Annotated in this window: 13 protein-coding genes; 5 read left to right on the top strand and 8 right to left on the bottom strand. The window is 63.5% G+C overall.

The genetic code is table 11. From position 1 onward, the window contains the following. Positions 1-116 precede the first annotated feature (116 nt). From ACE3TA_RS21195 to ACE3TA_RS21185, 3 genes are read right to left on the bottom strand one after another with little or no spacing between them, the layout of a single operon-like run. Positions 117-1061: a phospholipase D family protein gene (locus ACE3TA_RS21195; RefSeq protein WP_374576332.1), complete on the bottom strand. Its 945-nt coding sequence runs from the start codon at positions 1059-1061 to the stop codon at positions 117-119. Further along, positions 1058-2896, bottom strand: a complete 1839-nt coding sequence (locus tag ACE3TA_RS21190; RefSeq protein ID WP_374576331.1) for an ATP-binding protein — start codon at positions 2894-2896, stop codon at positions 1058-1060. Before ACE3TA_RS21190 ends, ACE3TA_RS21195 begins: the two co-directional genes overlap by 4 nt. Continuing rightward, positions 2889-4529, bottom strand: coding sequence for a DEAD/DEAH box helicase (locus tag ACE3TA_RS21185; RefSeq protein ID WP_374576330.1), 1641 nt, complete (start codon positions 4527-4529; stop codon positions 2889-2891). Before ACE3TA_RS21185 ends, ACE3TA_RS21190 begins: the two co-directional genes overlap by 8 nt. Before the next feature lie 375 nt (positions 4530-4904). Between ACE3TA_RS21185 and ACE3TA_RS21180 the strand changes: the two genes are divergently transcribed. Continuing rightward, positions 4905-6848 carry a DNA phosphorothioation-associated putative methyltransferase gene (locus ACE3TA_RS21180; RefSeq protein ID WP_374576374.1) on the top strand — a complete coding sequence of 648 codons (1944 nt, stop codon included), beginning with the start codon at positions 4905-4907 and terminating at the stop codon, positions 6846-6848. A gap of 25 nt (positions 6849-6873) precedes the next feature. On the opposite strand, the gene ACE3TA_RS21175 is transcribed toward ACE3TA_RS21180, so the two are convergent. Continuing rightward, a complete protein-coding gene (locus ACE3TA_RS21175) occupies positions 6874-8022 on the bottom strand; it encodes a cysteine desulfurase family protein (protein WP_374576329.1) in 1149 nt (382 codons plus the stop codon). A 96-nt stretch (positions 8023-8118) separates the two neighbouring features. Here ACE3TA_RS21175 and ACE3TA_RS21170 point away from each other — a divergent pair, with 96 nt between their 5' ends. From ACE3TA_RS21170 to ACE3TA_RS21160, 3 genes are read left to right on the top strand one after another with little or no spacing between them, the layout of a single operon-like run. Then, on the top strand, positions 8119-9114 hold the full coding sequence (locus tag ACE3TA_RS21170; protein ID WP_374576328.1) for a DUF4007 family protein: 996 nt from the start codon (positions 8119-8121) through the stop codon (positions 9112-9114). Next, positions 9111-12470 carry a hypothetical protein gene (locus ACE3TA_RS21165; protein ID WP_374576327.1) on the top strand — a complete coding sequence of 1120 codons (3360 nt, stop codon included), beginning with the start codon at positions 9111-9113 and terminating at the stop codon, positions 12468-12470. The genes ACE3TA_RS21170 and ACE3TA_RS21165 overlap by 4 nt, the downstream gene beginning before the upstream one ends. Further along, positions 12471-13301, top strand: coding sequence for a phosphoadenosine phosphosulfate reductase family protein (locus tag ACE3TA_RS21160; protein WP_374576326.1), 831 nt, complete (start codon positions 12471-12473; stop codon positions 13299-13301). It abuts the gene before it with no gap. 10 nt (positions 13302-13311) lie between these two features. Here ACE3TA_RS21160 and ACE3TA_RS21155 read toward each other — a convergent pair whose 3' ends face one another. The 4 genes from ACE3TA_RS21155 to ACE3TA_RS21140 form a co-directional block, all read right to left on the bottom strand. Continuing rightward, entirely contained in the window at positions 13312-15492 is a 2181-nt protein-coding gene (locus ACE3TA_RS21155; RefSeq protein ID WP_374576325.1) for a DEAD/DEAH box helicase family protein, read from the bottom strand. Between the two features lies 1 nt (position 15493). Next, complete coding sequence (locus ACE3TA_RS21150; protein WP_374576324.1) at positions 15494-15970, bottom strand: DNA phosphorothioation-associated protein 4; 477 nt, start codon at positions 15968-15970, stop codon at positions 15494-15496. Continuing rightward, positions 15970-17988 (bottom strand): AAA family ATPase, encoded by a 2019-nt coding sequence (locus ACE3TA_RS21145; RefSeq protein ID WP_374576323.1) that lies wholly within the window; start codon positions 17986-17988, stop codon positions 15970-15972. The genes ACE3TA_RS21150 and ACE3TA_RS21145 overlap by 1 nt, the downstream gene beginning before the upstream one ends. A gap of 254 nt (positions 17989-18242) precedes the next feature. Next, positions 18243-18545 carry a hypothetical protein gene (locus ACE3TA_RS21140; RefSeq protein ID WP_374576322.1) on the bottom strand — a complete coding sequence of 101 codons (303 nt, stop codon included), beginning with the start codon at positions 18543-18545 and terminating at the stop codon, positions 18243-18245. A gap of 123 nt (positions 18546-18668) precedes the next feature. On the opposite strand from ACE3TA_RS21140, the gene ACE3TA_RS21135 reads away from it, so the two are divergent. Then, on the top strand, positions 18669-19682 hold the full coding sequence (locus ACE3TA_RS21135; protein ID WP_374576321.1) for a helix-turn-helix transcriptional regulator: 1014 nt from the start codon (positions 18669-18671) through the stop codon (positions 19680-19682). Positions 19683-19685 lie beyond the last annotated feature (3 nt).

Raw genomic sequence — 19685 nt, 5'->3', positions numbered from 1 at the left:
GAGTCACACACCTGGGCGCTATTTCCAATGGAAACTCAGCGTCATAAGCCGCGCGATTTCCGATAAGATATATTAGGCGCAACATGAGTTCAGCGCCCTCATTGGGTCGCTGAGCTTTATCGCAAAAGCTCATATGGCCTTTCGGCGTTTGCGAAGCATCTCACCTGCGGGCACGCGCTCATACTGATCCGGGTAGAGTACACCAGCCACTCCTTGGTGACGCTCCAGAGGTCCTCCGGACTAAAGTCGTGGTCCTTTGGCAGGCTCTTGCCAATTGTCTCTGCTGCTACGTGATCGGTGAGCCCCAGATTTGTCAGCCGATCGAGGTCCTGGATCCAACGGACCTGCCGCAACATGGCGCCGACGTAGCTATTGAAAGCCGCTTCGCTGAGGCTTGGGGGAGTTCCCAGGTAAGCGAGATCGTGATCGCCCAGCTTCCGCGCGTTGGCGAGCAGGAGGTCGCCAATCGTTTCGTTGTAGACGCGAAAGAGCAGGTCGGGCCGCGGACAAGTCGGTAGCCAAAAGGCGCTTGAAAATGCGTGACCGGGGGCAAAGTCGCACGCCCACGCCGGCACACGGGGTAAAGTAGCTTTAAGGGCTGCCGCGGCGGCCGCGACCGCCTGGCGTATCCCCTCGTCGGCTTGCAGGACGCTGGAGAAGAGTAGCGCCTCGAATGCCTGCAAGTGTGCCGCATTCGGATCCACTTCCACCAACAACTCAAGGTTCGCGGGCTCGGCCCAGCCAAGCGCTCGGCCGGTCAGGTTTGCGGACCCAAGCAGCCCCGATCTGCCCGCCTTGAAAAATTTCGCGTGCAGGTGTGGATGGAGGAAGAGGCGCCCATTCGGCCAAGCCGCTATCTGATCGAAGACCTCCAGATCCGAAACGCCGGCCGCAACCTCGTCCGGTCGCCACCGCGTGACGCAGGTGATCGGCAGCTCCTTAGGTGTCGCTGCCAAGATGCGCGCGAAAGCGTCCGCCTTGATGAAGGGCGCGACCAGCAGAACGGGTTCTTGGGCTTCGGCGCAAAGCGCTAGCAGCCGATCGCCAAGCAGGGCGCTCACTCTGTCAAATCGTCGACGGCCAGAAACGTCTTGGCCATCTGACCCCAGTCTTGCCGCATGTCCTTGAGCTGTTGCTTGCGGGCATTGGACATCTCTTCGATTTCAAGCCGCGCCCAGGCCGCGAACAGCATGCGAAGGGTTTGAGAGGCTTCGTCGAGGTTGCGGAGGAGCACCGCTTCGCTCACCTCATCACGGAATTCTGGCGAGAGCACCTGAAGTAAGCGCCGATAAGCGGGATGCGAACTATTAAAGACAATCTCGGTGAGACCACCGGGTTTGCTTTCAACCTTAAAGAATGCATAGCTCTCCCAATCCTCAATTAGAAACAGGACCTTACGGTCGCGGTCCTGCGCGGTTTGGGCGATCCCGCGCGCGACGTCTGGCTCATAGCGCTTCTTCTCTAAATCCTTGACCAGCGCCTCTTTGGCGGCGTCATCGAGGACTTCCGCGTCGGACTCGACGCTGCGCTCCTCCGCGCGATCCTTGAACGCCTTGGAGGCCCGATCATCAACGGTGGGCTGCTCATGCCGCTGACCACCTGAGCGCGTGCCCTTAGTTTGAGCTTCGAGGCGCTTTCGCACCTCCTTCAATTGGTTGCGGATGTAGTTGGTGATATCGATGAGGTGATATCGGGGATCGCCTTCCTCGAGCAGGCGCTGCTTGAAGGCGACTGACGTCTCGCCTTCTTCCGCCTCATCCTCCCAATTGAAATGGGCCATGCGGGCAAAATGGACCGCAGCTTGTTTATTGTTGGTGACTCCGAAGATCTCATCAAGTTCTGGCGGAAACTCCACCTCGACTCCCCACCAGCGCTCAACCGGGTCGTATGAATTGACCCAATTGTCGTCTAGGTCGAGCTCGCGCGCAGCGCGCACGACGGAGACCCCAATGTTCTTAGCAGCGTGGCGGCCGTAGTGGGTGGCGCCTCGGTTTGTGCCGTCCTTGGGGACTGTCTCTGGGCGAGCCCAGGAGATGCGCACGATTACGTCGTGGGCGCCGCGGTCTTCCGTCTTGATCGTGAACTTGTGATCCTGTTCGCCCCACGGCTGAAACATCGGCGTGGTGTCGAACGGCTTCGGCGTTGAAGACGGTGCCATAAGATAGATGGGGTCATTAACGCGGGCGTGCTCGTCATAAGCCACCTCCCCGTCCGAAATCGCCTTTAGTCGAATTGCCACGCGGCCGTCGTCGATGAACTTCCGATAGATACGGCCCACGAGCATTTCCGTATTGTGGAGCGTGCTACGCGCTGAAGACCAAGTAAGGCGATGTTCGTCGAATTCGGACCAGACGACGAGGGTGCCGGTGCGCCCCAAGATCTCGGAGCGCTCACGCCATTCGGTCGGCACAGGGCGCAGCGTAACTTCGGGCACGAGCTCAGTCGCGCCGCTCTCCATCTCATCTACGTTGAGATACGAGTGGATGGCGTTCTCGAGACCATTCTGCCAAGTCCAGACGTCCACCCGCTTGCATTGGGAAATGGACGCGTTGGGCAAGCCCATGCCGAAACGACCGATCCCCGTGCGATCGGCCAGCCGCATGCCATTCCCGAACTGCAACGCCTTATCGAGGACCACTGCGTCCATACCCTCGCCGTTGTCCACCACGGCGATCTGCGAGATGCGGGCGCGCTGATATTTCTTCGCGCTCTCAGGCTTGGCCTCTACGCAGATCACCTCCACGTCCGAGGCCTTCGCCTGAATGGCGTTGTCGATTAGCTCGGCGAGGGCGTAGGCGGTGCTCTTGTAGCCACTGTCGCGCATCGCCACGACCGCCAGATTCGGCGGAATAATCCGGCCCCGCGGAACGGTCACGCCGTTAAGATCATCAGCCACGCCAAATATCCTCCCAATTCTTGAAGGCTTCGGCGACGTCACCAAAGCCTGGCAGGTCTGGATCGACCACCGTCACGATTTCCGCTTCCGCATTGCCGCCCGCCCTGGGCCCTCGCGTCGCGCGGCCCACCATCTGGCTGTAAAGGACCAGAGATCGGGTGGGCCTAGCAATCACAGCGGCGCTGGTTTTAGGGGCGTCGAATCCCGTCGTGAGCACCCCGAAATTGCACATGACGATAGGATCGGGGGCGTTGCCTTTGTACCTACGGATCGCGCGTTCACGGACCGCCGGATTCATATCGCCTGTGACCACGAGCGCCTCATGGCCGCGCGCGGTCAGCACCGCCCGAACAAGGTGCGCATGGCGTACACTAGCCGCAAAGACAATGATCCGTCGGTGCCGCCGCAGGAGATCTTCCACGTCTGTGACGATCTTCAGGTTGCGCTGCTCGTCCTCGCCCAACTGCTCGAGCATCTCCGGGGGCACATCGAGGGCGCTCGCCAGGTCCGCCTTGTCATCACACGAAAGCCCCGCGCCCAAGCTGTGGTTCAGGGTGCGGAATGTTGGTCGCGCCAGATAGCCTTCGGCCATGAGGTATTCAACGGGATCGGGGTAGCCCGGCACCTCGAGCGTCACCTTTCGACGGCCGAAAAATTCGGACAGCTTCGCATCAGCGTCGATGTCGGCCCAAGTCCGGCCAGGTGTCGCCGAGAGCCCCAAAAGGCGTCCCTGAGGGTGCTTCTGAGACAGGGCCTCGATCACATTGCGGTAGGTCGGAGCGATGGCCTGATGGGCCTCATCCACCACGGTCAGGGTGGTGCGATCGCCCAAGCGCAAGAGGTCGTTGGCATTTCGGGCTAAAAGCGCGTGAAGCTTCTGAAGTCCGCCCACCAGAACGCCATCGCGCAGATTGCCCAGATCAGGTGCGAATGAACCCCAGTATCGCGCCAGGGTCAGGCTTCGGTCGCCCAGATTGCGCCAGGCGTTCTGCACCTCTTCGGCCGCTTGCTCGAGAAGCTCAGGGCTATTCGCCAGCCAAATCACCAAGCTCGGTCCGTGGGTGCGAAGGTGGTCGCAAACCACGTGCATCGCGGTGCGGGTCTTTCCGGCGCCGGTCGGCATGTGGAGCAGAACCCGGCGCGGTTCCTGGTCCAACTGCGACAGCGTGCGGCGCGCCGCCGTGCGTTGATGCGGGAAGAGGCCGTAGCCTGCTTCAAGCTCAAGCGTTGCCGGTCGATGAACGCCCGCTGCGCGCTCATCAGAAGCAAGGCCGAAGAATTCGAACAACGGGGTGAGGTTGTCCGCCTGGGCGAGGGCCGCATGCAGGCGGCGCGGCAGCGAGAGCAACGGTTCGCGCGAGACATCAAACGCTCCCGCGAGCTCTTGGATTTTGGCAACCGGCAAGCTGTCAACCAACTGCTCTCGCGTGCGCACGTCGACCAGCACACCGATGGGATCGACCATGTCCTTGGCGAGAACACGTAGCTTCTCGTCACTGACCAGGTCAGCGTCCATCAGACGGAGCACCGCCTGAAGGGGCTCACCGACGATCTCGCGTGTGAGCGCGATCGGCGCACGAGCAAGTGCGACGTCGAAGGGAAGCCCCCGTCCTATGTAGGACTCAGCGTTCATGATGGCAGGCTACGCCCATCCGCTGAGCGGAACCTGGCCGGGCCCGACCCGGGGCGCCCTGCAACCTTCTGCCGACTGGAGCGGCCGCAAGGGCATCATTCTCTTCAGTGATCGTCTTCAGCATGTGCATCCCCCGCGCGCATCCTAGCGTAGCTGCACGCGCCTCCAAGCCGGCCAAAAAAGTATCGCGGAAAAATCTAATGCGGCTATCACCCGACAGAATCGGTCGGGACAATGCGAGCGGGGTTGTGCCTTCAGGAAGCCCTTGAGCGCTCCATCCTTGCGAACGCTTGATGAACGAGGGGCGAGCTGCGGGTTGCCTAGCGATGCGGGTTGGCCACACTTTTCAGAGTGATGGGCGGGAGATTGTCCAAGGTGGCGGTTGTCCGGGCAAAAGCGGCCTCTGACGTCGGCAAGCGAGTCGGAGCCGCCATCTACATCCATCGGGCTGCCGTTAGCTGCTTGTCGGGCGAGCATGCGCAAATCCTCAACGGTGCATTGGCGATTGCCGGGGAGGTTCGGTGGAACGTCGCCAAGGTTAGCCGAGGCGGTGCAAGCCTTCTCCTCTACGAGGATTTCGATGACGTCGCCTTCCCTGCCCTGCTGAGCTCGACTGCCGTCGTCTTGGAAGGCAGGAAAGCCAAGAGCCTCGACTACACCGCAAGCGCCAATCCACCGATCCTCCATCGGAAGGAACTGCTGCTCGCACCGGACGACCCCAGGCGGCCGACATTCGCGGCGCTCACGAGGGCGGCCGAAGAGCATGGCTTGTTTCGTCAGCCCAATCGGATCGGCACACGGCGCGCATGGGCTAAGCTCATCGATGACGCTGGGCTTGAGCTGCGGGGCCATGTGCTCGTGCCCAAAGGCGCCCCGGTCGTCGAAGTCGCCCGGCACAAGACGGCGTTGTCACGGCGAGATCTTTCGCAGCCGGTCTCCCTCATGCTGCGCTGGGGTGTGATCGAGCGCGACTCGTCCGTCTTCGACTATGGGTGCGGCCAGGGCGACGACGTCGCGATCCTCAGCGCCAACGGCATCGAAGCGTTCGGTTGGGACCCACATCACGCGCCGACGGGCCCTCGGCGACCGGCCGACGCGGTCAACCTCGGCTTTGTCCTGAACGTCATCGAGGAGCCGAATGAGCGCGTGGAGACGCTGAAGGCGGCCTGGAGCTTCGCGCGCCGGGCTCTGACCGTAGCGGTGATGCTGCCCAGTCAGACGCCACCGACCGCACAGCGGCCATATCGGGATGGTTTCCTGACCGCTCGGGGCACGTTTCAACGCTACTTCGCACACGAGGAGATCAAGACTTTCGTCGAAGGCGCCTTGGGGGAACGGTGCATCACCCTGTCGCCGGGCATCATCACGGCTTTTCGGGACAAGGAGCTTGAGCAGGAGGTCTCATATCGCCGCCGATCACGCGCGGCGCTGATCGCAGAAGGTTTCGTCGTTCCGCCGCGCCCGCCCAGGCCGGTTACGGTCGCGCCGTCTGTCCGTGAGCGCATACAGCCTGAGCTGGAGGATATCTGGCGCACGGCCCTGGCCCTCGGTCGTCCACCGGAAGCTGGCGAGGTGGAGTCCGATGTGACGCAGGCGCTGGCGACTGCGCGAGTGTCGCTCGAGCGCGCGATCGCCTTGGCCTGCGACGGCACCTTCGACGCAAATCTGCTCGAAGAGGCGGCGCTGGCGAGGCGGGAGGACCTCTTGGTCCACTTCGCACTCAGCCTGTTCCCGGGCGCGCCGCGTTACACGAAGCTCGCCAGGTCGCTTCAGCGTGACGTGAAAACCTTCTTCCGGAGCCATGCCGCCGCGATGGAAGAAGCGAAGCGACTGCTGTTTTCCGCCGGCGACAAGCTAGCCATCCGAGCTGCGGCGGAAACGGCGGTTGCGGCTGGGCTTGGCGGATTTTTGGGCGACGCCTTCGTCTTCACGCCATCGGTGCTGGCGCGGCTCCCCCCTTCCCTGCGGGTCTTGCACGGATGCGCGGAGTTCCTCCACGACGACCTGAACTCGGCGCATTTCCTTCACCTGCCGCTTGACGCGCCCGCGCTCACTGCGATCACTTGCGACGATCCATCCCGGCATTTTCCGGCGGTCCGGTCTCGTGTGGAAATCGACCTACAGGCCCTGCGCGCCCGACGGCGTGGCCGGGCCGGATCGGTCCTTTATTTGAAGAGCACCTACCTCGCGGAGGTCGATCCCCTTCGACCCGCCCAAGCCGCCATCGACCAGCAGCTCGTCTCAAGGGGCGTCGTCACCAGTTCAGGGGAAGGCCCGCTGTGGGAGGAGCTTCAGTCCGCCCTGAAAGCCAAGGCTTAGGCTTGCAACCCCGAGCGCCACGCGTTCAAGCGGCGCGTTTCAGAAGCACAGATCGAAGAGCGTCGGTTGCGATCTCAACGTCGGTTGGGCCTGAGAAGCGGCCGACCGAAAAGCGGACACATTGAGCGGCCTCCTCTTGCGACATGCCCAGTGCGAGCGGCACGTGCGACGGCCCTATGATGCCGGAATTGCACGCCGAGCCAGTGGACGCCCCGACGCGCGGTTGAAGCCGCGTGAGAAGGTCGGTCGCGTCTATGCCGGGGAAACGGACGTGCAACGCCCCGGGGTGGCGGGGGGATGTGGCGCACGTCACCTTGAGGGCAGGAAAGATGCCGCGAAGGGCAGACTCTAATCCATCCCTGAGGGCCGCGACGGCAGCGCGCTCGTTTCCACCTTCATCAACGATCAGCCGACATGCTTCGCCCAAGGCGGCGCACAAGGCGGCGGGGACGGTCCCCGCTCTGAGCCCACGCTCCTGTCCGCCTCCGTGAACGAGGGGCTGCGGGCGCCACGGCGCCTCGAGGGCCACGAACAGGGCGCCGATCCCGCCCGGAGCATAGATCTTGTGGCCTGAAAGGCTCAGCGCGTCGACCTTCCACTGGAGCACGTCAACCGGTTGAGCGCAGAGCGCCTGCGTCGCGTCGACGTGAAAGAACGCTCCAAATTCATGGGCGACCTCGGTCAGGTCGGCAACGGGCTGAATGGTGCCGATTTCATTGTTCACCGCCATGATCGACACGACGGCGACATCCGGCGCCATCCTCGACCTCAACTCACCGGGGTCAACCAAACCATCCGGGCCAACAGGGACAAGTTCTACGGAGAACCCACGAGCCGACAGCGCCTGCGCCGGCGCGAGCACCGACTTGTGCTCGATCGCGCTCACGAGGACCCGGCGCCGATCCGCGGGCGAGCCCAAGGCCGCCCCGAGGATTGCGAGGTTGTTAGCCTCGGTGGCGCCCGACGTGAAGGTCACCTCCTCCTCTAGCGCGCCGATCGCCCGCGCCACTGATTGTCGGGCGTCCTCGATTCGGCGCGCGGCCGCCCACCCGAACGCATGATCCTCGGCGCTCGCGTTCCCCGGGTGCGAGAGCGCCTCGATCAGGGCATCGCGGACACGAGGGTCGACGGGCGTGGAGCCCTGATAGTCGAGATAGGCGGCGGCTTCGGACACATTCACCCCCTGACGCACTGGCGGCATCCACCAGGAGGTTGACACAATGTTCTCATTGGGTCCATCCAACTGGAAACGATCTCCAGTGAGTAAAGAATGGCCCGGAGCCTGCTCGACATCGCCGACGCCCGCCTTCAGTTTGCAGGCCACGAAACCTTTCCACTCCGTTACGGGTGGCTAAAGAAGGCCTACGACGCTGTCAGCAATGAAATCGAGAGCGGCGTTCCGGCGGGCACAATCTTTAATGACGACGCTTCGATCTCGCTCTTCGGCGTTGGTCGCAACATGGTTATCTCGATTCGGCATTGGGCTCTCGCGACGGATATACTCGCGGCGGAAGACAGGCCGGGCGAACGTGCGACACGAATCGCAAAGGGGCGCCTTGGCGAGCTCCTCTTCGGCGACGCCCTAGATCCCTACCTCGAGCACCCCGGCTCGCTCTGGCTTTTGCACTGGATGCTTGCCTCGAAGCCCGGCCGCGCGACCGTGTGGCATTGGGCGTTCAACGAATTTCACGAGCCGTCCTTCGACCGCGAGCTGATGCGCCGGCGCCTGCAACGTCGCTGCGACGAGCTCAGCGAGGCACGCCGACTCGGGAAGGACCGATCAATTAGCGACATCACGATCCGCCGCGACGTTGAGTGTCTGATCCGCACTTACGTCGCTACCGCGGGAGGCGCTCGCCGGGCGCCGGAAGATAATATTGAATCTCCATTGGCCGAGCTGAGCCTCATTCAGAAGGCCGGCATTGGTGAAGTCTATAGATTTCGCCGCGGCCCGAAATCATCTCTACCCGATGAGGTTTTCCTATTTTCCCTTCTCGATTTCTGGAACACCTACTTCCGAGGGCGGCGTTCGTTCTCGGTTGATTTCCTGACTTTTGAACGTGGTTCGCCAGGACAGGTCTTCCTCTTGGACGAAGAGACGGTAGCCGAACGCTTGGTGCGATTGGATGCCCTGACCGAGGGAGCCCTCCGCTGGGATGAATCTTCCGGCATGCGGCAGCTCTATGCTCACGATTTGGATCGTCTCGACATGTGGCAATCCTTGAGATCGATGTACCTGCGCGACATGGCGGCGGCCGCCGCATGAGCACTCCCCTCGCCTCTTCCGTTCGCGTCGCCCGACGGTTCACCCGGGCCATACGAGTCGACAGCGATCTGGGCGACCCCGCAGCCCTTGAAGGCTACGTCTGCTCGCAGTCGGCCGCCGACGCCCTGCTGCTGATGGGACGCCATCGAGAAGCGACAGGGCATTGCGCCTTCACTTGGACCGGCCCCTACGGAAGCGGGAAATCGAGCCTTGCGGTGGCCTTGGCGGCCCTGCTCGCAGGTCCGCGCGGCCGGACCAAACAGCTCTTCCGCGATCTGCCAGCGGAAGACGGTGTCGAAATCGGCCGACTCTTCCGGCCATCTGCTCGAGCCTGGACCGTGGCGCCGGTCGTCGGCCGCCGAGCCTCTGCCGAAGACGCTATTGCGGACGCCATCATGGCCGTCGCACAGCAAGAGAAACTCCCGCCGCGAAAGCCCAAGGAGTCCCTTTCGAGCTGGATTTCCCGCCTGGTCAGCGCGCCTAGCGCCGAAGGCCTGGTCCTCATCGTCGATGAAATGGGGAAATTCCTTGAGCACGCTGCGGCGGACGGTGGCGACGTTCACGTCTTCCAGGACCTGGCGGAGATTTCCGCACGGTCTGGCGGACGTTTCATCCTGATCGGCATCCTTCACCAGGCGTTCGACGAGTACGCGCACCGCCTCTCGCGCGAAGCGCGGGACGAGTGGATGAAGGTCCAGGGCCGCTTCCTAGACGTGTCCATCAGCCTCGCGGGGGAAGAGCAGATCGAGCTCATCGCGCGCGCGATCGAATCCAAGGACAAGCCGGCCGTCCCCTCGCCGATGGCTCAGGTGACCGCAAAGGCGATCCGCGGCAAGCGCAGCGGATCACCGGCCGCTCTGGCGGAGCGCCTGTCAGCCTGCTGGCCGCTGCACCCGATTGTCGCCGCCCTCCTGGGCCCGATCTCCCGTCGCCGCTTTGGACAGAGCCAACGGAGCATCTTCGGTTTCCTCACCTCCGCCGAGCCGTTCGGTTTGCAGGAGCATTTGGCCAGAGCGACGGGACGCGAGGAGCTGTTTGCCCCAGAACAGCTGTGGGACTATCTGCGCGCCAACCTGGAACCCGCGATTCTGGCGTCGCCGGATGGCCACCGCTGGTCGACCGCGGTCGAGGCGATTGAGCGGTGCGAAGTGCGCGGCGGGAGCCGTACGCATCTTGCGCTCTTGAAGGCGATCGCGCTCCTCGACCTATTCAAGGATCGTTCCGGACTTCAGGCCACGCCCGAGGTGGTCGCCCAATGCCTGCCGCCTGGTGAGAGCGGTTCGATCGAAGCTGCCCTGACGGACCTAGTCAGCTGGTCGGTCGTCGTTTTCCGGAAGCACGCCGGGTCTTACGCCATCTACGCGGGCAGCGACTTTGACATCGAGCAGGCCATTGAGGACGCGCGCCGCAACGGCGTGACCGTCGACTATCGCCACCTGGCACGTCAGGCATCGCTGCAGCCCATCCTCGCCAAGCGCCACTACGAGACCACAGGGGCGCTCCGCTGGTTCGAAGTGGACCTCGCGCCGCTTCACGAGGCTCAGGAAAGGGTAGCCAGCTACAAGCCAGCCGCTGGCGCCGCCGGCCTGTTCCTCCTTCTCGTCAGCGGCCAAGGCGAGCCCCAAGCAGCCGCCCGGAAGATCTGCAAGCGGGTCGCCCGCGAGGCTGGGGAACGACTGATCGTCGTAGGGTGGACTCGCGACAGTTTCCGCCTGCGTGAGATGGCCATCGAACTGGCCGGTCTTGAGCACGTCCGCGCGAACCGGCCCGAACTCGAGGGCGATCCCGTCGCCCGACGCGAAGTCGATGCGCGCATCTCCAGGCTCGCCGCGGAGCTGGAGGACCGACTGAGCGACGCCATCGACCTGGTCGATTGGGTGCTTCCAGTCGAGGTCGAGGCTGGTCATTCCCAGAGGCTCACGGGCCCCGCCGCCCTCAGCATCCTTGCATCAGACCTGGCGGACTGGCACTACCCGGCGAGTCCGCGCCTGCGTAACGAGCTCGTCAATCGGACTCGACCCTCCTCAAATGCGGCTGCAGCGACCCGCGCTCTGCTGCACGCGATGGTCGACCATGCGGGTGAAGCGCGGCTCGGTCTCGACGGCTATCCGCCTGAGGCTGGCCTCTACTCCAGCCTGCTGGAAAGCACCGGTCTTCACAAAAGAGCCCGCGGGGCCTGGCGCTTTCTCGCCCCGCAAGACGGCGATCCGCACTCACTCGCCCCTATTTGGCGCAGGGCCGAGGAGATGCTGAGGGCGAACGACCGCGGACAGACGTTCGCCGAGCTATTCTCGGCCTGGCGGGCGCCGCCATTTGGCGTTCGCGATGGGCTGCTTCCAATCCTCGGGGCGGCCTTCCTGCTGAGCGCGTCTGAACGGGCGGCGATCTATCTCGATGGGGTGTTCCGCCCGCAGCTCGACGCCTATCTGGTCGACCGGATCCTCCAAGACCCGGGCGCGGTGCGCGTGCGTTGGGTGGAACTGTCCGATCTCGACTCAAACCTCGTCGCGGAGCTTTCGCGGCGCCTGAGCGACGAGGAAGGGTGCGTTGCGCCCTCACCGCTCGAGGTCGCCAAAGCGCTCGTGCGGCAGGTCCGCGCTTTGCCGAATTGGACACTTCGGACCAGCACGCTATCCCCGAATGCAACGGCCCTTCGAAACCTTGGCCGCAATTCTCACGATCCCAACCAGCTCCTCTTCGAGGATCTCCCGCGCGCCATTGGGGGGGAGCGTGGGGCGACGGGCGCCTTGCTGGCGAGCGCGGTCGACCGCGCTCGCCTGGAGTTGCAGGGCGCCTATCCGCAAATGCTCAACGACCTGATCAACACCCTCTATCGTGAGCTGCGATTCAAAGGGGCAGCGAGTGCGAACTTCGGGCCGCTTCAAAGACGCGCGGCTGCGGTCAAGGGACTGTCGGGCAACTTCCGCCTCGATGCGCTGGCCACCCGTCTTGCGGCCTTCGACGGGACCATGGAGGACGTTGAAGGCATCGCGAGCCTTGCAGCGAACAAGCCGGCGAGAGATTGGGTCGACCGAGACGTCGACGCCGCTCGCATCGAGCTCGCGGCGCTCGCCCAGCAGTTTTTGCGAGCGGAGGGCTTGGGCCATCTCAAAGGTCGCGCCGATGGGCGGGTGACCATGGTCGTGTATGTCAGCGACCCCGACTACCCGGCTCCCGCCGCGCCTGAGATCGAACTCGATCCTGCGGAACATCGACAAGCGGACCAGCTGGCATCCAAGATCGCGAAAATCCTCGGACAGGAAGGCGCGCCGACCAACGTCGCGCTTGGCGCCCTCGCCAAGCTCGGGCTGCAGCTCAGCGCGCCCTCGGATCTCCATGAACCCGCAGAGGCCTGAATGACCGAACGACACGTGCTCGGCATCTCCGGCGGCAAGGACAGTGCAGCCCTAGCCGTGTATATGCGCCAGCACGCCCCCGAGCTCGACATCGAGTATTTCTTCACCGACACTGGCAAGGAGCTGCCGGAGGTCTACGAGTTCCTGGGCCGTTTGGAGGGCTTCCTGGGCAAACCGATCCTCCGCCTGAACCCTGATCGCGACTTCGATTTCTGGTTACGGGAGTACAACAGCTTCCTCCCCTCGCCGCAGACGCGTTGGTGCACGCGACAACTCAAGATCAAACCGTTCGAGGAATGGGTCCGCCCGCTCGTTCGCGCGGGTGACGTCGTGCACAGCTATGTCGCGATCCGGGCCGACGAGGACTACCGAGAAGGCTACATCTCCGGGCAGGAGAACCTTCGGGTCCACCTGCCGTTCAGGACTGCCGGCATCGATAAGGCCGGCGTCACCGAAATCCTCGAAGCAGCTGGCGTCGGTCTCCCTGACTACTATCGTTGGCGGTCCCGCAGCGGCTGCACGTTCTGTTTCTACCAGCAGAAAATCGAGTGGGCACGCCTGCTCGAGGAACATCCAGAAGCCTTCGAAGAAGCCCGTGGCTACGAGAAGACGGCGCTGGAGCACGGCTCGCCCTTCACCTGGAGCCAAGGCGAGTCCTTGGACGATTTGGCGCGCCCGGAGCGCCTAGCTCAAATCCGAGCCGACCACGAGAAGCGCGTCGCGCGGCTCAACGCCCGTAAGCCGATCAATGCCCTGGCGGACGACGTGCGGGTGGACATCGACGAGGTGTATGGCTCGGCTGGGAAACTCTGCCTTGCCTGCCACAAGTAGATCCCCCGCGTCAGATCGCGTGTTCCAGATCGTAGGCGGTGAGCACGTCCCTCAGGCGCTCGTAGGCTTCGAACCGGTTCTCAGCCAAGGTCGAGAACTCCGCTACGCGCTTCAGCTCAGCGCTGATCAGCTTGCGGGCCGCGCCAGTCGGATCGAGCGCGCCTTCGGGTAGGATCACCACGAAGTCGTGGATGGTCGCGAGGCTCTTCCCGGGGGACCGGCGCAAAATGCGGCCGCGGCGCTGGATGAACTGGCGAGGATCGCGCGAACTCGCCAGGATGTACGCGGTCCCGCAGGCCGGCACGTCGATGCCTTCATCCAGGCATTTGATCGCGACGAGGCCGTCGATCAGGCCGACCCGAAACGCCTGCAGGATTCCCTCGCGCTCGCGCCGACCCTCCCGGGCGGTAAAGCGGGAGACCTTCCAATGCAGATCGTCGAGCACTCGGCTGACGACCTCGATCTGCCGCGACGGCAGACTGTCGGCGTTGTCGTCCTCGTCGTCCTCCTCGTCGCCATCGTCGTATTCGACACGGCCGTCGCCACAGTAGAACAGAGCGTGACTTTCGGGCGGCCGACCGGCGAGGACCGCCTGAAGCGCGGGGATCTTGTTCACCGCGGAGCCGATCAGGCGCGCGCGCCTCATCAGCAGCGCCGTCAAGCCCTGGCTCGGCTTAGACCCTAATGATTGCCCTTCGCGGGCGAACAAGCGGGCGATCTCGTCCGACAGGGCGATGAATTCCTCCGCCTCGTCGTCCGTCAGCGCGACGAGGTGGGGGTAGTAGTTGTAGGGCGTCAGGACCTTGTCCTCGATCGCCTGCTTCAGCGTGTAGCTGAAGACAATGTCGCCATAATACGCCTTTAGCCGGGCGTTTCGCTCTTCGTCGAGGTAGTGCTCGGGTGTCGCTGAAAGACCAATTCGATACCTCGCATTCTGAGGCAGCGCGCTGGCGAATGAGTCTGAGCCGTGATGGTGGCACTCGTCGCCAATCCACAAGAACTGGTTTGCTGGAATTCGAGCGATGGCGTCTTGGAAATCCGCTGTCTTCAGCGTTCGATTGACCACAACAATTGCTTCGAACGGCGTCGATCCGGTCAGGACGTCGAGCACCTTCTTCTGCAATTCGTCGTACCAATTGGCCTTTGACACGTAACACTGAAGCGCTCGGATATTGAACGTCTCTAAAATCTCGCACCATTGGTCCGCGAGACTTTGATAAGGAGCCGCAATCACCACAGTCAGCCCGGGGATCGCCTTCGCCATCTGGACGATGGCGTAGACGGCCGTAATGGTCTTCCCGGCGCCTGTGGCCAGATCGAAGATTCCTTGGAACGCCCCTTTGGCCTGCCAGGCCGTCAGCGCTTCGCGCTGGTGGTCTCTGATTTGGAAGGGCATCCCGTTGACGGTCTCGGGCACGCTCGGACCGCGTGGGCGCGAGGCTACGGCCCCCTCTTCCTCCGCGGCGCGGAGCCGCGCCTCAATTTCCAGTTCTCGTTGCGGGTCGGGCGGACGCTCCATCGTCGCGGCCACCTCCAGCAGGCGGTCCTTAAGCGCCGTGGGAACGTCAATCACGACGGTGCCCCGACTCTGGTTGGCCCAGAGGCGTTCAAAGCTCGCCCGGTGTGGCTCATGCCAGTCGGACAGCTCGGGGCGCCACGCGGGAAACACGTCGATCGATTCGTAGTTGAGCGTCGGCAGGAGCGCCGACGCGCTCTCATTGGCGGACCCTGCGAAAACGATCGAGTCGCCGGCGGCGTCGGAAATGATTCCGACCTTGTCGTGGTAGAGTCCCCGAGGGCGCAGCGCGACGCGGATCTCCAGGCGGCCCTGCGCGACGAGCCAAGATAGCGCCTTGAACCGATGCTCGAAGAGCTCGTCGTTCGCCACCTCCTCTAATGCGGCGATGAACGTCTGGCCGAGGCTGTCTGAAAGCTCCTTCAGACGCAGGCCCTCCTTCACCGCCTCGATATCCGCCTGGTCCGAAAAGGCGCCGACGATCAGCCGGATCGCTCCGCCACCGGCGATGAAGGCGGTGAGGGCCTGGGCCGCATGGCTCAAGGTCGAGGCGGAGAAGAACCCAACGGCGCGGTCGTATCGGTTGGCCACTGAGAGCGCCGGAAAGTAGAAGTCCCGAAGGATGTCATCCTGGTCCGACTTGTAGACGCCCTTGAGCTGCAGATCGCGCAGCATTTCAGAACTTGATCGCGGCCAGATCGGGCTCAGCTTGCGCCGGCTGCAGATATTTTCGCTCCTTCAGCAGGGCCATCAGCGCCCGATCAGGGTACTCGCCGCCGTTCCGAAGCATAAAATCCTTGATCAGGCCCAGACCGCCGTTGGCGTACTCCTCGAAGATTTGGGCGCAGCGAATCTCTTCGCCCTCGCGAAGCACCTCGACGTCTCCGGTCTCCGCGACCGCGATCGTCCAGAGCAGATCCTCAGCCGCCGGCTCGCGCTCGAACTGTTGATAGGAGATGTCCTCGACGCCTTGACTACGGTCGAGCGGAACCCGCCGCTGTTCGGAGAAGCCGAGAAGCGCTGCGAAGCACAGAAGCTCCCGGATGGTCGGGAAGAGCTTCCGGTCCGATCCGGGGATGTTCTGCATAGAGAGCCGCTGGACGAGTTCCTCGTGGACCCGGCTACGATTGATGTTGGGGGCGCGATCAGCCATCAGCGAGTTACCCGAGCAAAGGTGCTGCCATCGAATTCAGCGTCGAAGACCGCTGTCTCGACGTCTTTGCCGTTGAATTGGCGGACCTCCAATGGCCGCTCCCCGCGAGGGTCCCGGTTGTGGCGCACCAGGACGTATTCCTCCCCGATGCGGCCCTTGATCGCCTCCATCACACTGCCGGAACCCTGCGATTTCGACACCATCAGAAGGACCTGGCCCGCCATCTGCGGCACGTACTCCGCCGTCGTCTGACGATAGGCTTCGTCGAGCTGACCGAACGGCGAGTCCAAGACCAAGGGCGCCACGGTGCCCCGCAGGAGCCGGTAATCGTCGGCGTTCTGCCGCAGCTTCGCGAACTCAACCAGCGCGGCCGTGAACGCCAAGCCAAGCAGCTGATTTTCCCCGCTCGACTTGGGCAATTGCGTGCCGGCCTCGTTCACCAGGCTGATGCCGTAGTCGTCGGTCATCTGGAGCCTGAAGGCCTTGCGGCTCGTCTTCTCGAGAACCTTCGTGATGGAATGACGAAGTACCTTGCGGGCGGCCTTTTCCTCCTCCTGCAATTCACGCTCGAGTCGCCCCTTCAGGGTTTCGCACAGCGTATAGCGCTTCATGAACACCCGCGCGCCGGCGTCTTCCTGAGCGAGCTTCTGCAGCTCGCGCGCGGCGACAGCCTTATCGTTTTCGGCGCTCTGGATGCGGGACGTCAGATTCCCGACCTGCTCGTGCTTTTGGTTCACGAGCTTGCGGAGTTCGTTCCGCTTCGCCTCGCGCTCGGCGATTTCACCGAAATTGATGCCCGAGAGCTGTTCGGAAATCTCCTGCAGGTCCGCTTCGTGGCGCGAGATGTCCTGCCGCGCTTCGGACAGCCGAGCATTGGCCGCGTCCAGTCGCCCCGGCGCCTTCGCGCGCTCGGATCGGAGCTGAGACAGCTGGGCGCGCACCTTCATGATCCGGTTGCGCAGGGTAGCGTTAGCGGCCTTCTGGAGCAGCCCCTGGACGGCCGCATAGGCTGCGGTGCCGGGTTCGAGTTCCCGGTCGCAGATGCATTTGTGCATCTCCAGCAGGTCGGAGACGAGCTCTTCGTTGTATGGCGCCGGCAGCCGACCTTTGACCTCCTTCTGGTCGAGATAGTCCATCGCCAGTTCGGTGATCCTCGTCGACACTAGGAAACGCCCATTGTCGCCAAGCCACTTCAGCACCTCGGCTTGAGCTTCGGCCTCTCGCTTCGTTGCCCGGGTCAGCTCGCCGGTCGCTTTGTCGCGACGGGCCTGCAGCTGCTTGGCGGCCGCCGAGTTCCTCAGCTTGTCATCGATGTCAGCGATCTGTTGGTCGATGCGCTCGATGTCGCCACGGAGCCCGTCCCGCGCTTCGGTCGCTTGTTGGATCTGCGTGGTGAGCGCATCGATGCGCGAGCTGATCGCCTCCATGCTGGAGGACGCCTTCGTGGTCGGCATCTGCCGGCGGTAATAGGTCGACGTCTCGGCCAGGTCCTGGATCGCGGTCTTGATCAGGGAGCAGCCCAGAATGTCTTGCACAGCCCTGCGGATGCTTCCCCGGTTGTCCTCCCCCAAGAACACCTCGGCGTGCTCGCCGTCGAAGAGGAAGTGTCCAGCCATCCCCTTCGGGATGACGGTATTGATGAACGCATCGGGGTTCTGCAGCGTCTGATGGTGGCCATTGTCGACCCGCATCACCGTGAACTCGCGATCGCTCGGACCGCCCTTGGTGTAGCGCCGGGCACGGTAGCGATTGCCGTTGTGCTCGAAGAGGACCTCGACAAACGCATGCGTCCGCCCTGCCGCCCGGGCGTCATAGTTCACGAGATCATCGCGCTTCTCAAACTTTGCTGTCGTGTCGCCGTAGAAGCACCACAGCAGCGCATTGAGCAAAGTGGTCTTGCCGACGCCGTTCTCGGCATGAATGAGGGTGACGTTCCGATCGGGGTCTTGGGACAGCTCAATGGCGCTCTCGCCATAGAAGCAACGGAAGTCTTTCAGCGTGATTTGTTCAAGCCACATTATTGGCCGCCCTGCGCACCCGTAGCACGCTCGATGATGTCTCGCAGGCGGCGCCGGCGCTCCGTTTCCTTACCTTTGTTCTCGAAGTAGAATTCCCGTTGGAGCTCAACGATTTGCTCGATAACGCGGCTTTGCACTTGCTCTTCAACCGCCTTGCCATCTTGTGACAATCTCACGCCCCCGTTCACTTAGCATCTTCTTGATGCGGCTCGCCCATGACGAGCATAATGTTCCAGTGCCGGCTGCCAAGCTACTCATTGGGCTCCTCGACGGTAACGTCGGCTCGCAGAGCCACCTCGCATCCTTAAGACGGTGACAATCTCCCCGGTCCGGTCGCTCCAGACGATGCTGAGGCCACGTAGCCTCTCGCGCTCGGCGCCGAGGCGGTCGGCCAGGTCCGGATCCTCGAGCCGATCGCGGGTCATCCGCAGCACGGTGCAGCCCCCGCCCACCGGCGCCTCGAAATCCGCATAGCTCATCAAGGCGTCGATCAGATGATGCGGCACGCCACGCTGCTGCGAGCGAACGGCGGCGTGTTGGGTGAGCGCGTAAGTCATAGCCAGATCTCCCTGTCCTCTGATCATCACCCTGAAGGCTGCACCCGACAGAATCGGTCGAGTAGGACTCGACGGAACAACAACCGCAGGTAAGCTCGGCCGTGTCCAAGTTGGGGGGACGCCATGCGGCACGAGAAAGCACAGTCACTCTTGCATCTGGCGCGGGTCCTCGCCGGGTCTGCCGAAGGGCTGACCCTCGATGAGATGGCGGAAGTCGCGGGGACCGGACGGCGGACGGTCGAGCGCATGCGCGACGCGCTGGAGCAGCTCTTCCCTCAGCTCGAATGCATCGAGGAACCGCCGTCCAAACGCTACAGAATGACGGCCGGGCTCGACGGCCTCTTTCAGGCCCCGACCGCCGAGGAGCTTGTGGCCCTGGGCACCACGGCCGAGGCCATGCGATCGGCTGGCCACCATGACCGTGCCGCCGCCCTGGCGTCGATCGAGACCAAGGTGCGCGCGTCGATGCGATCATCGGCCCTGCGCAAGCTGGTGCCCGACATGGAAGCCCTGCTGCACGCCGAAACCGTGGCTGTTCAGGCGGGGCCCCGTCCATTCGAGGACGAGACCGTGCTCGCCACCGTCCGGCACGCGGTCAAGGCCATGTGCGGCCTGAAGTTCTCCTACAACGGCGGCTCGACGCCGGGTCGGATCCGCGAGGTGGCGCCCTATGGCCTTATGTTTGGCCGCACCAACTATCTGGTGGCCGCGGAGCTAGGGACGACCGAGCCCAAGTCCTGGCGGCTGGACCGCATCCACGACCTAACTCTGATGGACTGCCCTGCCCCGCCGCCCGAGGACTTCAGCCTGTCGGCCTTCGCCGGCCGGTCGTTTGGCGTCTTCCACGGCGACGCTGAAGACGTGGTCCTGCGGATCAAGCCGCATGGCGCAGCCGACGCCCTGGGGTGGCGCTTCCATTCCAACCAGCAGGTCACCGAACAACCCGATGGGTCCGTCCTGGTCAGCTTCACCGCCAGCGGCATGCTCGAGCTGGCTTGGCACCTCTTCACCTGGGCGGACAAGGTGGAGATCGTCTCGCCGCCCAGACTGCACGACCTGATGGTCACCGAGCTGCAGAACGCCTTGGCTGCACACCTTTCCCGCCACCCGACCGGATCTGTCGGGAACACACGGTAGCCT

It is taken from the genome of Phenylobacterium sp. (assembly GCF_041916435.1).
In the GTDB taxonomy this organism is placed as follows: Bacteria; Pseudomonadota; Alphaproteobacteria; order Caulobacterales; family Caulobacteraceae; genus Phenylobacterium.
Note: the sequence above shows the minus strand (reverse complement) of the source record. Positions and strands in the feature narration are given on the sequence as shown.